Source organism: Amycolatopsis sp. DSM 110486, from assembly GCF_019468465.1.
Classification (GTDB): domain Bacteria; phylum Actinomycetota; class Actinomycetes; order Mycobacteriales; family Pseudonocardiaceae; genus Amycolatopsis.
In genome coordinates, this window is record NZ_CP080519.1 from 10,182,497 (window position 1) to 10,196,758 (window position 14,262).

The window sequence follows — 14,262 nt, forward strand, 5'->3', positions numbered from 1 at the left end:
GCGACGGGGCGCCGCTCCAAGTGAGTGGGCGCCCCGCGGCCTTGGGCGCCTTGCGACTCAGGCCAACCGCGCTCAGGTACTCCCCCCGCCGCGATCCGGGGCAGGTACCGCGCGCTGCTCGGCGTCGAACCGGCGGTGAACGGCTGGCCCCGGGCTATCAGGCTGGCCACGCTCATCCAGGCCCGGGCGAGCTCCTCGACGGTGATCGCGTACTCGGACAGGCTCAGGCCGAGGCCACCGTGTCCCTCGGGGACCAGGATCCCGAAGAAACCGAGCTCGGCCGTCTGGTTCCGCAGCTTCATCGGGATCTCACCCGGCGCCGGATCGAAGGCGTTCGCGACGGGCAGTACCTTTTGCCGGGCGAAGTCGCGGGCCAGCTCGCGCAGGTCAGCCGGTCGTCGTCGGCGAAGGGGCGAGGGCCGGCGGCGTGGTCAGCGGGATCAGCCACGGGGCATCAGCTCGCCCTCGTTCCCGACAGCCTGCGCACCGCGCTCGTCGGCGTCCCGGCTTGGCCGCAGGACCGGGGTCGCCACGAGCGTGATCAGGGCGGTAGCCGCCATGTACCTGCCGAACAGGCCCCCGACACCCGCGTCGGTGAGGGCGGTGCCGATCATCGAGACCGTGCCGCCGACGAGGGCTAGAGCCAGCGCGAAGGGGAACGCCGGCCCGGAGACGCGGATCCGGGCCGGGAACAGCTCGATCAGCGCTGTACCGGCGACACCGGGGCGATGATGGGCAGGTCGCAGGCGCGCTCGCCGAAAGGCCGTAGTCGCCGGGTTCTGCTCCGCGAGCCGTTCGCATCGGCCTGCGACATCGGGCCTATTTCGGTCTGCGGGTCACGAGGATCGCCGAACCTGATCGTCTTGGCTCGCGCGGCTACACGGCTGACCAGTTCGTCGGCGATGCTGGTTGGCAGGCGGCGAAGATCCCCGTCACGACACCGTCGACCGCCTGGTCGACGGTGTCGTCGCGAAAGAAGATGCCGGCGGCCTTGCCACCGAGCTCGAAGACGCTCTGCTTGAGACCCTGGGCGGCGCGGGCCGCGACCAGTCGCGCCGAGTCCACACCTCTGGTGAAGAACACCTTCCTCACGCGCGGGTCTCCCACGAGCGCGTCGCCGCCGCCCCTCACCGTGGACGACGTTGAGGACACCATCGGGAACCCCTGCCTGCGTGGCGAGCTTGGCCAGCAGGCACAGGGGCTTGGGGGTTCACCTCCGGTGACTTGACGACGACCGTGTTCCCTGCTGCGGTCGCGGGCGCCAGGCTCATCGAGCCAAGGAGCATCGGCGAGTTGAAGGCCGGGATCACCTCACCCGGATCACTCCGTACGGCTCCCTGAGTGTCACCGCGAGCAGGAAGGCCTTGATATGCGGGATCTGGCGGCCGTCGAGTCGGCAGGCCAAGGACGCGTAGCAGTGGTACTAGTTCGACAGCACGTTCTGCTGGGCGAGGACGTCGCGGATCACCTTGCTCGCGTCGCGCGACTCGAGATAGGCCGGCCCTCACGCGTGCTCGGCGATGAGGTCACCCAGCTTCCACAGGATGTTGGCGCGCTGTGATGGCCCCCCGGCGCCCCGAGCGGAAGGCCTCGGCGGCGGAGACAGCCGCGTGCACGTCGTTCTCGTCCCCAGCAGCGATCTCCCACCACGGCTGCTTGTCGGGGCGGTGTCGTGGCCCCGGATCCAGTGGTTGGTACGCGACGGGCTCACCCGACCACACCTCCCAGGTGCCCCGGCACCTGCCGTTTGCGCGGTGCGAAGGCGAGCTCGTGCTCGGGCAGCTTGCCCAGCAGGTAGTCGGCCAACTGATCGGTGGCGCCCTGGGCGAATTCAGCGAATGCCTCTGCCACCACCCATCCGACATGAGGAGTGAGGACGACGTTGGGCAGAGTCCGCAGCGGCGAGTCTGCCGGGAGCGGCTCGTGCACGTACACGTCCAGGCCGGCGGCCCGGAGCGGGCCGTCCGCGAGGGCCTCGGCGAGCGCGTCCTGGTCCACGATCGCGCCGCGGGCGGTGTTGACGAGCACCGATCCGGGCTTCATCGCCCGCAGCCGTTCCCGGCTGAGGTAGCCACGCGAGCGCTCCGAAAGCCGCAGGTGAACGCTGACCACGTCTGAGGTCGCCAGCAACTCGTCCAGGGGGATCCGCGGGATTCCGTCGACACTCTTCGTGTTCCCGCTTTCGCTGGCCGAGGCGACGACATCCATTTCGAAGGCCTTGGCCAGCCGGGCGACCGCGCGACCCTGCAGGCCGAGACCGAGGATCCCGAGCCGCCGCCCACGCAGCGTGCCGCCCATGGTCTGAATCCAGCCCCCGGCGTCGGCATCGCGGACCGCCTCGGGCACCCGACGCAGCGCGGCGATCATGAGCCCGATCGTCAGCTCACGCACCGCAGCCTCACAGGCTGCATTTTCCCGCCACAGAGGAACCACGATGTCTCGCTTGGCGGCTTCCTCCAGATCGATGTGGTAGGCGTGCCCGCCGGTCTGGAGAATCATCTCCAGACCGGGCATCCGATCGAGCACGCCGACATCGATGCGGGTGCGCTCGCGCACGGCCATGATGAACCGCGCGTCACGAACGAGCTCGTCCGGAGTCTCGCTGAGCGGCTGCTGGAGCACGTGGACCTCGGCCAGCGTGCGCATGGTGTCCAGTGCCGCCGAGCGCCCGATCTCCCCCTCCCAGTCATCGAGGATCAGCAGCTTGGGCTTGCCCGCAGTCATCCGTTCACCTTTCGCGTTCTACGAAGTCGATTTCGAGTTTCCGGATTGTGTTCCCCGCCGAGGAGGCCGGGCCACTGCCCAGCCGCGAGGGCGGGGTGAGCACCGACACCGGTGGCGGCCGGGTCCGCGTACCCGCCGTGCCGCGCGCCCACCGCAAGCACGTCGCTCTCGGCGTCGCAGTCTTCGCGCCCGGGATCACCTCGACGTCGTTCGTGCTCTCGCTCGGCCCGGCGCTGCTGACGGACGTGCTCGGCGCCGCCCTGGCTTGCTTGGGTTCGCTGGTGCTTGCCGTGCACGCGCGGCGGCTTCCCGCCATCGTCGTGACCGCGATCCTCGCCGGCGCCGCTCAAGGCCTCGGCCAGCTCGGCGGGCTGACGATGATCAGCACCCACGCGCCCGCCCACCGGCGAGCCGAGGCCAACGCCCTGCTCGACTTCGGCGGCTACACTCCCGCAGCGCTTCTCCCCGTGGCGGCCGGTTACCTGAGCGTCGCCGTGGGCCTCACCGGCGGCGCCACGACCTTCGCTATGGTTCTGGCTGCGGTCACGCTCGTCGCCGGTGTCCTCGTGAGACACCACACTCGCGAGCGCGATTCCGGGCTTCACTTCGCCGGCGGTGGCATCAAGGACCCTTCCGAGAGCGCCCAGCTGCCCAGCAGGTTCAGCGCACGCTGTGACGGCGAATCGGGTTCCGCGGTGTAGACGTAGAGCGTGGTGTCCGGGTCCCCGACCGGCGTGAGCGTTTCGTAGTCGACGGTCAGATCGCCGACAACGCGGTGGCGCAGGCGTTTCGCGCCGTGGGTGCGTTGGTAGACGCGGTGTTCGTCCCACCACTGCCCGAACTCGGTGCTCCGCTCCCGCAGATCGGTGATCAGCGCGGCCGTGCCCCGGTCGTGGCGGTCGGCGCCGATCTCCAGCCGCAGGTTCTCCACCACCGCGCGCGCCTGAACGTCCCAGTCGACGAACAGCGAACGCGCGTCGTCGTCGAGGAACATCCACCGCGCGTAGTTGCGTTCGCTCGGGCGCATGGCGTCGAAGTCGGCGAACAGCGCCCGCGCCATCCGGTTGGCGGCCAGCACGTCGGTGCGCCGGCCCAGGACGAGGGTCGGCTGGCTGTCGAAGGCGCCGAGAAGCTGGTAAAGGCCAGGGCGCACGCGCTGCACCGCGGTCGGCCGGGCGCGGTTGCCCGCGCCGACCAAGCCGACGAGGTCCTCGAGGTGGGCCCGCCCCGCCGCGTCGAGGTTCAGCGCACGGCCGAGCGCCTCGAGCACAGCCGGCGAGGGCACGATGCGGCGTCCTTGTTCGAGGCGGGCGTAGTAATCGGTGGAAACACCGGCCAGCAGTGCCACTTCCTCGCGGCGAAGGCCAGGCACGCGCCGGATCCGGGAATCGGTCGGCAACCCGGATCGGGCCGGGTCGCACTGGCTGCGGGCGCGGCGCAGGAAATCGGCGAGTTCCTGGTTCTTCTCGGGCATGTGTCCATTGTGCACGGCGATCGCCGGCCCGCCTGGTCCTCTGAGTCCTAGGCAACAGCGTCCGGGCCCTTGCAGGGCGCGAGATGACGGTCCACAACGCCCTTTCAGTTGCCAGGCTGGGAATCGCACCGGACAGCCGGCAACGGTTTCAGGACCGTGCCACCGCACAAGGAGAAAACACCATGAGCTATCCCGCCGACCGGCCCGCGACCTGGTTCGTCACCGGCGCTTCCCGGGGTCTCGGCCTCGAACTCGTCGCCCAGCTTCTCGAGCGCGGGGACAACGTCGCCGCGACGACGCGCTCCACCGAGCGGCTCTCCGGTGCCCTGCAGGGCCGTGCCGACACCACGCGCCTGCTCGCACTGGAGGTCGACCTGCGCGACAGCGGCGACGTCAACCGTGCGGTACGGGAGACCACGGCCCGGTTCGGCGCGCTGGACGTCGTTGTGAACAACGCGGGCTACGGTTTCCTTGCCGCCGTCGAGGAAACCAGTGCCGCCGACGTCCGCGACATGCTCGACGTCCAGGTCGTCGGTGCGTGGAACGTCCTGCGCTCGACCCTGCCGATCCTGCGCACGCAGGGCAGCGGCCACGTCGTGAACGTGTCCTCGGTCCTCGGCCTGACCACCATGCCCGGGTGGGCCCTCTACTGCGCGGGCAAGTTCGCGCTCGAAGGCCTCAGCGAAGCCCTCGCCGCCGAGGTCGCCGGGTTCGGGGTCAAGGTCACCGTCGTCGAGCCCGGGTACTTCCGCACCGACTTCCTCACCACCGACTCCCTCGCCCTGCCGGCCACGACAACCGAGGCCTACCCGGCGATCCGCGAAATGGTCAGCAACCACCTCGGTTTGCAGGGCACCCAGCTCGGCGACCCGGTCCGCGGCGTCGCGCGGATCATCGACAACGTGGTCGCCGGGAACGGGCCGCTTCGCCAGCTGCTCGGTTCGGACGCCCACACCTACGCCACGGCCAAGGTCGACGCGCTGCGTGCGACCCTGGACGAGAACAAGGAGAGCGCGCCGCTGACCGACATCACGGCAGCCTGATCCGCGAGCCGCCCCAACACCAGTGCTTCGGACGGCCGCCTCCGTCATCGACCGGGGCGGCCGTCGGTCCAACGCGCCGTTCAACACCGGCGCCGCGACGTAGCGAATCATCACGGCGCCAGACGGAGCGCCGCCTCGTGAGTGGTCATCCCCACGGGAATCGGGAGGATGACGGGCACGGTGACGCCGTTGTCCACATAGGAATTGATGTGCGCAACGCAATCGGCCGGGCTGCCGTGGACGACGAGAGCGTCGACGGCCTCGTCGGGGATCGCGGCGACAGCACCCCCTGCGATCGCCGTGATCCCACCGCTGCCACAGCTCGGCAAACTGCTCACCGCGTCCGAGCGATTCCTGGAACGCGCGGTACACCGGCGCGGTGAGGTAACCCGGCCATGATGCGCCGCACCGTCTTCCGCACTTCGTCGGTGTCTTCCGAGGGAGCGGCGAAGATCCGCGCCGCGACCTGTGCCCCGGAGCCGATGTGCGTGGTCACGGTGGGCACGTCGGTGGCGGCCGGCCAGCTCAGGACCGCACCGTCGGCTTCCCGGCCGGCCAGGCGCAGCATCCCGGTCGCAGTGCGGCGACGAGGATCCGCGGCGCCACCGCCGACGCCCGGTCGAGGCGGAATCCCCGTACGCTGAACGTCTCGTAATCCTGCTCGACCCGGCCGCCGGCCAAGGCTTCCCGGAGGAAGCGAACGGTGTCCCGGGTCCGCTGGAACGGCCGGGTGAACGGAACTCCGTTCCAGTCCGAGAGTAGGAATCGATGGCAAACCGCAGGTCGTGGTGGGTGAATTCCGGCCACGACTTGTCAATGAAGACCAATTCGGCATATGCGGCTTGCCAGGGCAAGAAATTCGAGATGCGCCGGCCGGCACCGGTTCGCAGCAGAAGGTCAACGTCGGGCAGGTCGGGGACGTGGAGATATTTCGCAAACTGGGACTCGGTGACGGCGCTAGTCCGCGTCGTGGATCGTGGTGGTGTAGGTGTCGATGGAACCGCCCGCGTCATACTGCGTCAACACCACACCGTCCGTGGTGGGCGTGGCGAGGATCTCGTTGGCGTTGCCGCCGCCGATCTTCGTCGGGTAGCCGTTGAGGATCGCGTGGTCCGGGTCCTTGAGGTCGATCAGGTCGAACCCGCCGTGGGCCTGGATGCCCTCAGAGGCGCCGGAGCAGAGCATCTTCTCGTACGGCACGTACTGGCAGTCCTGGTAGCCGACGTAGTCCGAGGGGTTCTGCCAGGTGTCGACGAGCTTGCCCTTCAGGGTCCACTCATAGAAGGTCCGCGAATCCCAGCTCTGGCCCACCAGGGTCTTCTTCACCGGGTCGTAGATGACGCCGCCGACGTGGTCGTAGTCGACCGTGAACAGGGTCTTGACCTGGTAGGTCTTGATGTTGATCTGCAGGATGTCGGCCGAGCTGTGCGCCGAGTCGACCGCGAGCGGGACATAGGCGTAGTCGCCATAGACCTCGAAGCCGCCGGCGTGGGTGCGGGCGCCGTCGACGAAGGCGATGTCCTTGATGAGAGCGCCGGCCTTGTCGAGGATGACGAGGTGACCGTCGTTGGCGGTGTGGTCGTAGACCGAAATGTAGTAGCGGCCGTTGTAGTACTTGAAGCCCTCCTGCTCGAAGTCGACGCCGGCAGGCTGCCAGGTCTGCGGGATGGAGCCGGACTTGGTCCAGACGGTGTTCTGGTTGACCTGCTCGAAGGCTGCCACCAGCGGAGCGTCGCGGTGGTCGGCGCCCGGGGCCTTGACATTGTCCTTCGGGGGCTGCGCGGCCGGGCCGGCCTGGATCTGGATCGGAGCCGGGTCGCTCAGGGTCGCGGCGACAGCGGTGGAGGCGATGCCGGCCACGGCAAGGGCGGCGCCCGCGATCACAGCGAGGCGCGTGCGGTGGCGCGAGCTCGAGCGCTCGGCAGTGGACCTGGCGGGGAGGATTCTCATGGGTCGACGCTGCCGGAAGCGTCTGGCCGGTTCGTAAAGATCGACGGACCGGATCGCGAACGTTGCCTAAACCTGGATCCACCGATTGATGCCTGGGTGCGGGAATCCAGGTTCTCCTCAGCGGGTCGGGATTCCGCGTGCTCAACCGGTTATCGATCAAGCAGCCGTCACCCAGCTCGAAATCCGCCGACGTCAGCGGTTGGGCGGCATCCGCAACGAGAACCACCACGCCGCCTGACCTGCGCAGAGACGACATCTCGGCAAGCACACCGTCGCACCACACCGCTCCAGCCCCCAGTCCTCAGCAGCCTTCTTAGTGGGAAACCCAGACCTGCTCCCCCACGTCCCATCCGGACGCTTGTACCGGGCACGCCACTCACCCATGCCGGGCTCTTCCTGGCCGAAGGCCATCCTTGACGCCTCTTCTCTGTTACTCCGCCCCGGGGCAGCGCTGAGCCGCACCATCTCGGCGACATCGCCACGGGTGAACCGGTAGTGCTTGCCGAAGCGGTGATGCGGCAGCATTCTCGCGGCAGCTTGGTCCTTCAACGTCCTCGGCGACAGCTGCAGCAACTCCCCCACCTGTTCCGCGGTCAGCAGCGCGTCCGGATCCGCCGGCGGCCCCGGCACAGCAGCATTCACCACTCCTGCAACCTCCCGGATCGCAGCAGCAACAGCACAGTGGTCGGGTTCGGTTTCCATGACGGACTCCTATGCATTTCTCGTCGACCATCGAGACAGATTCAGGGAAGTGTTCGCCGGAGCACATTACTATCCATGCTGACGATCCACCGAGCAGTCAATAGTCTCTCGCAAGAAGACCAAAGAGCCTCGTCAACGCACATGCCGTCCAACTGGCCGCGATTTCAGGACGCTACTATTCGGCAGATCGACCACATGACACATCGACACAATGAAGGGCGATACAGATGGCTAAGAAGTTCACGATTGAAACTGAAGAAGAGAGGTGCGTCGATAATTCACGCAAAACAGCACGAGACAGACGAGTCATCATCGTCCTCCACTGGTAGCGTTTCAGCATCGAACACGTCTTCTTTGACACCTCTGACTCCGGCAATCCGCTCGCTTGGAGACAAGTTGCGGCCGACTTTCTCGACTCCTCGCAACCGGCTGCGGCCAGGCCCATAACGCGTCGGCGACCGACATCACCTGGGTGCAGGACAGATCACCGGACAGTCTTGTGCCCGCGTCTTCATCCTTGATCGTTCACGAAGTAGCGTCGCCGAGGGTCTGTCCAGGGGAGGCATGCGGTGGCGAAATCGGTCCGACGACGACTTCTGGTGCGGCTGCTGGCCGCCGTGTGCCTCGCGGGCACCCTCGTGTCGACGGGGGTTTCCGCCGGTGCGACACCGGTTTCCGCACCGGCCGGGCAAACCGTCACCGCCGGGCAGGCGAGGTTCGAGGTCCTGTCGCCGACGCTCATCCGGACGGAGTACGCGGGTGACTCCGCCTTCGTCGACGCCGGTACCTTCAACGCGGTCGGCCGCGGCAGTTTCGCCAGAACCCCTTACACCGCGACGAAGCGCGACGGTTGGCTGACCATCCGGACCAGCGCCGTCCAGCTGCGCTACAAGCTCGGCTCAGGCGCGTTCTCCGACGACAACCTCACCGTCGGGCTGCGCACCGGCGGCCAGGACGTCACGGCCCGCCCCTGGGCGGGCAAACTGACCCCGGCCTGCGCGTTCGGCACCCTGTGCGAGGCCGAGAACCTGCAGCTGTCCGGGCCGGGCGTCGCCGGCGACCACCGCGGCTACACCGGCGACGGCTTCGCCGCGGGCTTCGCCAACGCCGGCGACGACCTGGCGTTCCGCACGACCGCCCCGGCGGCCGGCGCCTACCAGCTGGATCTGCGGTACGCCAACGGATCCGGCGGCGACGGGCAGCACACCACCCGCACGCTCACGATCCTCGTGGACGGCGGCGATCCGCACCCGGCGTCGCTGCCGCCCACCACCGACTGGGACACCTGGACGCTCGCCACCGTGCCCGTGACGCTGCCCGCGGGCGAGCACCAGGTGACCGTCGAGCGCGGCGCCACCGACTCGGGCAACGTCAACATCGACAGCCTCGCCGTGGTCACGACGGGCGCGCCATACCCGCAGCCCGTCCCGTCCGCACCCACACCCTGTGCCTTCGGCGCCCTGTGCGAAGCCGAGCAGGGCGCCCTGGTCGGCGGCGCGCACGCGGCGAGCGACCACGACGGCTACTCCGGCAAGGGCTTCCTCGCCGGGATGGAGCGCGCGGGCGCGGCCGGCGCGCTCGCGGTGACCGGCGTGCCCGCGAACGGCTCGTATGACCTGCAACTGCGCTACGCCGACGCGATCGCTGTCTCCGGCCAGACCCAACCCACCAGTTTGTCCCTCCAGGTGGGCGACGCCGCACCGACCAGCCTCACGCTGCCCGCGACGAGCAGCTGGAACTCGTGGCGGACCACGGCCGTCCCGGTCAAGCTCGCGGCCGGCACCAACACCGTGACGCTCGGCTGCCCCGACTCGACGAACTGCCACCTCAACATCGACACCGTCGCGGTCACCCGGCCCCACTCGGCGCTGCTCGCGCCGCACGCGGCGTTGGGCGGCTACCGGCGCGGGCTCGACGGCGTGGACGGCACCGCCGTCACCAGCCCGGGAATCCTCTACCAGGACGGCTGGTCGCTGCTCGACGACACCGCCTCGGCGCTGTACGACCCGCGTACCAAGGTCGTCACGCAGCGCCCCGCGCACGGTGGCAAGGCCTACCAGGACGGGTACGTGTTCGCCTACGGTCAGGACTACGCCCGCGGGCTGCGCGAGCTGTCCCAGCTGACCGGTCCGTCCCTGCTGCTGCCGCGCTGGTCGTACGGCGTCTGGTACTCCGAGTACTACGACCGCACGGCCGGGGACTTCGAGCAGACGATCCTGCCGAAGTTCCGGTCGCAGAACGTGCCGCTGGACATGCTCGTGGTCGACACCGACTTCAAGTCGCCGAACAAGTGGAACGGCTGGGAGATCGACCCGACCCGCTTCCCCGACCCGGCGGCGTTCTTCCAGTGGGCGCACGACCAGGGCCTGCACACCGCGCTGAACGTCCACCCGAGCATCCTCGCCTCCGACCCCCAGTTCCCCGCCGCCCAGGCAACGGCGAAGGGCAAGCTCAAGCCCGGCAGCTGCGGCGGTGGGGGCACCGACTGTTACGTGTTCGACTTCGGCGATCCGGACCAGCTGCGGGCCTACTTCGACCTGCACCGGCCGATGGAGCAGCAGGGCAACGACCTCTGGTGGCTCGACTGGTGCTGCGACGGATCGAGCTCCACCCTCGCCGGCGTCACCCCTGACTCGTGGATCAACCAGCAGTACGCCGACGACGCGGCGAAGACCGTCGGCCGCGGGTTCGCGTTCTCCCGCGCGTACGGTTCGCTGCAGGCCGGTGGTTACAGCTCGCCCACCGCGGTGCCCACGGGGCCGTGGGCCGACAAGCGCAGCACTCTGCACTTCACCGGTGACACCGTTTCCGACTGGGCCACGCTGGGCTTCGAGGTCGGCTACACGCCTGGCGAGTCCGCGGCGACCGGCCTGGCTTCGGTGAGCCACGACATCGGCGGCCACACCGGGGGCCTGCAGGAACCCGGGAGCGAGCCGGGTAGCACGAAGCTGCCGGACGACCTGTACGCGCGCTGGGTGCAGTTCGGCACGTTCCAGCCGGTCGATCGCCTGCACTCCAACCACAGCGACCGGTTGCCGTGGCAGTACGGGGCCGCCGCGGACGCGTCGGCGACGAAGTTCCTGAACCTGCGCGAGGACCTCGTGCCGTACACGTACACGCTCGCGCAGCAGGCCACCGCGACGGGACTGCCCATCGTGCGGCCGCTGTACCTGCAGTACCCCGGGCGCCAGGAGGCCTACGCCCAGGCGGGCGCGGAGTACCTGTACGGGCCGGACGTGCTGGTGGCTCCCGCGACGAGCCCGGGCACAACCGCCACCACAAGTGTGTGGTTCCCGCCCGGCAGCGACTGGACGGACTACTTCACGGGCAAGACCTATCGGGGCGGGACCACGGCGCAGATCACCACGGGCTGGGACACGATGCCGGTGTTTCTGCGCTCGGGCGGCATCATGGTCACCCGCAGCGGCGACGTCCCCGGCGACGCGGGCCACCCGCTGACCGCCGCGACGGTCACCGTGGCCGGCGGCCACCGGGGCGCGTTCACCCTCTACGAGGACGACGGGCAGTCGGCCTCGGCGAAGGGCGCCACCACCGGCATGACCTACACCGAGGACGCCCACTCGGCGACACTCGCGATCGACGCCCCACACGGGTCGTACCGTGGGCGGCCGACGCAGCGCACCTGGACCGTGCGGTTCACCGACGCCAAGGCACCGTCGGCGGTGCTCATCAATGGTCACCGCAGCCCGGAGAACACGTGGACCTGGGACCCGGCGACGAAGACCGTGACGGTGCGGACGCCGGCGCAGCCGGTCACGCGGCCGCTCACCGTGCGGTTGCTGAACTCGTAGCCGGGGGTGCCCGGTGCCGCCCTCCTCGGTGCCGGGCATCCCGTCGAGTCGCGATGACGGCGCGCCGGCCTGGTCACGAACGGACAGTCCCGCGCCGCGGGTAGGCACAGCGCCGGGTCCGTTCGAAGTGCTCGGTGCCCAAGTGGGCAGCGACCCGTCGCGCGGCGGCGAGGTCGGCGGATTCGGCAGTGCCGACGGAGAAGGTGCGCAGCCGGTCTCCGCGCTCGCGGCACCACCGGGCGGCGATGGCCGCGGCTGCGAGCGTGGTCGCCGCCGAGCTCGTCCTCGTTGGCGCGCCCTTCGCCACAGCCGCACCGGCAAGAGTCACCCGGGATGTTCGGGTTTCCTAACGGCACCACCGCCCCACCAGCACTGTCACCTTCGGCAACCAAGGCATCACCGTGAACCAAACCCAGCACGCCGTCGGAAGCCGAACCTTCTCGGACTGGGGCCCAGCCGAGAAGGGCGGCGGCGAACACGTGCCGCGCTCGTCGCCGGACATGGGACAGCAGTTGGCGGTGACGGAGTTCCAGCAGTAGTTTCCTTGCCCCCCGAATCCCGAAATGGCGCGTTTAGGGCAGTGACGCGGCGCAAAGCGTGCCTGAGGCGCAAGTCGTGGCGCTGGTGCGGAGGGGTGTCAGACTGTTGGCTGCTCCGGTTGCGGGTCGTCAGGCGAAGTAGTGCCCTTCTTCGATGTCGTCGATGAGGCCGGGGTGTATCGGTGTCCACCCGAGCAGTTGCTGGGTGATCGTGCTCGAGGCGGGCATGTCGGTGCCCAGGAGTGCTCCGAGGGGCATGCCGAACTCCTCGGCGGGGCGGGACTGCGCGGGCACGCCGACGCCTCGCGCGATCGCCTCGGCGATGTCGCGGAAGGCGACTCCCTCGTCGCCCACGGCGTGCAGGACCGATCCTGCAGGCGCCTTCTCGATCGCGAGCCGATAGAGGGCCGCGGCGTCCTTGACGTGCACGGCCGGCCAACGGTTCGTCCCGTCGCCCACGTACGCGGAGACTCCGGTTGTCCTTGCCCGGGCGGCGAGCTGGGGGATGAAGCCGTGCTGCTCGCCCTTGCCATGTGCGGATCGCGGGATCATGACAAGGCTCACGCGGACTCCGCGATCGGCGGCGGCGAGGGCGGCCTGCATGTTCTTGATGCGCGCAGCGATGGGCCCCTCTGGCACCAGCTCGTCGTGCTCGGTGGCGGCTCGACCCGGCACGGTGATGGTCGCGCCGGTGACGAGCAGCGGCTTGTCGGTGCCTTCCAGCGCGCTCGTGAACGTGTCGATGGCGGCGGCATCGGCCGGGGCGCCGCCGATCTGCCCGAGTTCGTGGGCGTAGGCGAGGTGGATGACGCCGTCACTCTCTTCCGCCGCGTCTCGGAGGGTGTTGAGGTTGTCCAGGCCGCCACGGCGGGCTTCGGCGCCCAACTGCTCGATCGTGGCGGTGGCGGTGTCGGAACGGGCGAGGCCGATGACCTCGTGGCCGGCGTGGATGAGTTCGGGGACAACTGAGGATCCGATCCAGCCGGAGGCGCCGGTGACGAAGATGCGCATGTGATGCTCCCTGCAAGTGATGCGACTGTGTCGCATTGAAGCTAGATGATGCGACTCAGTCGCGTCAAGGGAGTGATGCGATGCTGTCGCATCGGTTATCGTGTGAGCATGAGCAGATGGGCGCCGGATGCGCGTGAGCGACTGGAGGATGCCGCGCTCGAGCTGTTCTCCGCTCAGGGGTACGAGAACACGACGGTGGCTCAGATCGCCGAACGTGCCGGCCTGAATCGCGCGACCTTCTTCCGGCACTTCGCCGACAAGCGCGAGATCCTCTTCGGTCGAGAGGACGAGCTCGCCATCCTGTTCTCCGACGCGATCCGCTCCGCACCGACGGATGCCGACGTGCCCGCCTGTCTCCTGTCCGCCTTGCACGCGGCGGACGCGAGGATGACAGCTGATCAGCGCCCCAGAGCCCTTCAGCGGCGCCGGATTGCCGACGCGAACATGGACGTGCAGGAGCGTGGGCTGCTGAAGATCGCACGGACCACGACCGCGGCAGCCGACGCGCTCACAGGCCGCGGCGTCGATGAGCTGACCGCGCGTCTCGCCGCCGAGATGCTGATCCTGGCATTCAGCGCCGGCCTCCGCGAATGGATCAACGCCGGCGATCATGCGGACCCGTTCTCGTCACACGCCGCGGCAGCCCTCGAAGCGATCCGCGACCGCGCCGGACTGCTTCGAGACTCGACCACCGCGAAGACGTGAACCTGCTCCTGGACACAGCCTCAGACCAGTTGGGAGCACACAGGTTTCCGACACTTCCGAACGAGAAGCACGGAACCTGTTACCTTGCTGGGTCATCCACCCCGTGGGTCGAAGGCGGCGAGTTCGGTGGGCCGCCCACTCCGACCAAGATCTCAGACACACTCTCAGATCTGTCACCACTTCGTGCACCAAACGCCTGAGCCCCCGACGACAGTTGGATGGGGCTCACCGGGCCGGGCCTGACGACGTCGGGGACATTGTCGACTACGTTCTGGCCCAACCGAGCCCACCATCGCCGCCCA

General features: G+C 68.9%; 14 protein-coding genes and 3 pseudogenes. 4 read left to right on the forward strand and 13 right to left on the reverse strand.

Annotation, left to right across the window (positions count from 1 at the left end):
- Positions 1 to 95: 95 nt before the first annotated feature.
- The 5 genes and pseudogenes from K1T34_RS49145 to K1T34_RS49165 all read right to left on the reverse strand — a co-directional run.
- A pseudogene (locus tag K1T34_RS49145) lies at positions 96 to 386 on the reverse strand (acyl-CoA dehydrogenase family protein); the annotation flags it as partial.
- 54 nt (positions 387 to 440) lie between these two features.
- The gene (locus K1T34_RS49150) at positions 441 to 614 is read right to left on the reverse strand and encodes a hypothetical protein (RefSeq protein ID WP_220241629.1); all 174 of its coding nucleotides are present in this window, start codon (positions 612 to 614) and stop codon (positions 441 to 443) included.
- An 86-nt stretch (positions 615 to 700) separates the two neighbouring features.
- Positions 701 to 1,155: pseudogene (locus tag K1T34_RS55025) on the reverse strand (aldehyde dehydrogenase family protein).
- A complete protein-coding gene (locus K1T34_RS55030; protein ID WP_360586778.1) occupies positions 1,128 to 1,508 on the reverse strand; it encodes an aldehyde dehydrogenase family protein in 381 nt (126 codons plus the stop codon). The pseudogene K1T34_RS55025 and the gene K1T34_RS55030 overlap by 28 nt, the downstream one beginning before the upstream one ends.
- A gap of 199 nt (positions 1,509 to 1,707) precedes the next feature.
- On the reverse strand, positions 1,708 to 2,724 hold the full coding sequence (locus K1T34_RS49165; protein ID WP_220241631.1) for an NAD(P)-dependent oxidoreductase: 1,017 nt from the start codon (positions 2,722 to 2,724) through the stop codon (positions 1,708 to 1,710).
- Positions 2,725 to 2,771: 47 nt separating this feature from the next.
- Here K1T34_RS49165 and K1T34_RS49170 point away from each other — a divergent pair, with 47 nt between their 5' ends.
- On the forward strand, positions 2,772 to 3,425 hold the full coding sequence (locus K1T34_RS49170; protein WP_220241632.1) for a hypothetical protein: 654 nt from the start codon (positions 2,772 to 2,774) through the stop codon (positions 3,423 to 3,425).
- On the opposite strand, the gene K1T34_RS49175 is transcribed toward K1T34_RS49170, so the two are convergent.
- Positions 3,326 to 4,198, reverse strand: a complete 873-nt coding sequence (locus K1T34_RS49175) for a helix-turn-helix transcriptional regulator (RefSeq protein WP_220241633.1) — start codon at positions 4,196 to 4,198, stop codon at positions 3,326 to 3,328. The genes K1T34_RS49170 and K1T34_RS49175 overlap by 100 nt on opposite strands.
- A gap of 182 nt (positions 4,199 to 4,380) precedes the next feature.
- On the opposite strand from K1T34_RS49175, the gene K1T34_RS49180 reads away from it, so the two are divergent.
- Positions 4,381 to 5,241 (forward strand): SDR family oxidoreductase, encoded by an 861-nt coding sequence (locus tag K1T34_RS49180; RefSeq protein ID WP_220241634.1) that lies wholly within the window; start codon positions 4,381 to 4,383, stop codon positions 5,239 to 5,241.
- A gap of 110 nt (positions 5,242 to 5,351) precedes the next feature.
- On the opposite strand, the gene K1T34_RS54325 is transcribed toward K1T34_RS49180, so the two are convergent.
- The 5 genes and pseudogenes from K1T34_RS54325 to K1T34_RS54335 form a co-directional block, all read right to left on the reverse strand.
- A complete protein-coding gene (locus tag K1T34_RS54325) occupies positions 5,352 to 5,579 on the reverse strand; it encodes a hypothetical protein (RefSeq protein WP_255638134.1) in 228 nt (75 codons plus the stop codon).
- Positions 5,576 to 5,809: a hypothetical protein gene (locus K1T34_RS54330; RefSeq protein ID WP_255638135.1), complete on the reverse strand. Its 234-nt coding sequence runs from the start codon at positions 5,807 to 5,809 to the stop codon at positions 5,576 to 5,578. Before K1T34_RS54330 ends, K1T34_RS54325 begins: the two co-directional genes overlap by 4 nt.
- A 238-nt stretch (positions 5,810 to 6,047) precedes the next feature.
- A pseudogene (locus K1T34_RS55035) lies at positions 6,048 to 6,254 on the reverse strand (undecaprenyl diphosphate synthase family protein); the annotation flags it as partial.
- Positions 6,199 to 7,191: a DUF6454 family protein gene (locus tag K1T34_RS49190; RefSeq protein ID WP_220241636.1), complete on the reverse strand. Its 993-nt coding sequence runs from the start codon at positions 7,189 to 7,191 to the stop codon at positions 6,199 to 6,201. The pseudogene K1T34_RS55035 and the gene K1T34_RS49190, both read right to left, overlap by 56 nt.
- Before the next feature lie 192 nt (positions 7,192 to 7,383).
- On the reverse strand, positions 7,384 to 7,893 hold the full coding sequence (locus K1T34_RS54335; protein ID WP_255638136.1) for a helix-turn-helix domain-containing protein: 510 nt from the start codon (positions 7,891 to 7,893) through the stop codon (positions 7,384 to 7,386).
- Between the two features lie 569 nt (positions 7,894 to 8,462).
- Here K1T34_RS54335 and K1T34_RS49200 point away from each other — a divergent pair.
- A complete protein-coding gene (locus K1T34_RS49200) occupies positions 8,463 to 11,705 on the forward strand; it encodes a TIM-barrel domain-containing protein (protein ID WP_220241637.1) in 3,243 nt (1,080 codons plus the stop codon).
- Between the two features lie 73 nt (positions 11,706 to 11,778).
- Here the strand turns inward: K1T34_RS49200 and K1T34_RS49205 are convergent, their stop codons facing one another.
- Together K1T34_RS49205 and K1T34_RS49210 are read right to left on the reverse strand one after the other, a co-directional pair.
- Positions 11,779 to 12,033 (reverse strand): asparagine synthase-related protein, encoded by a 255-nt coding sequence (locus K1T34_RS49205; protein ID WP_220241638.1) that lies wholly within the window; start codon positions 12,031 to 12,033, stop codon positions 11,779 to 11,781.
- 340 nt (positions 12,034 to 12,373) lie between these two features.
- Positions 12,374 to 13,255 carry an SDR family oxidoreductase gene (locus K1T34_RS49210; protein ID WP_220241639.1) on the reverse strand — a complete coding sequence of 294 codons (882 nt, stop codon included), beginning with the start codon at positions 13,253 to 13,255 and terminating at the stop codon, positions 12,374 to 12,376.
- 108 nt (positions 13,256 to 13,363) lie between these two features.
- Between K1T34_RS49210 and K1T34_RS49215 the strand changes: the two genes are divergently transcribed.
- Positions 13,364 to 13,960, forward strand: a complete 597-nt coding sequence (locus K1T34_RS49215; protein ID WP_220241640.1) for a TetR/AcrR family transcriptional regulator — start codon at positions 13,364 to 13,366, stop codon at positions 13,958 to 13,960.
- Positions 13,961 to 14,262: the final 302 nt, after the last annotated feature.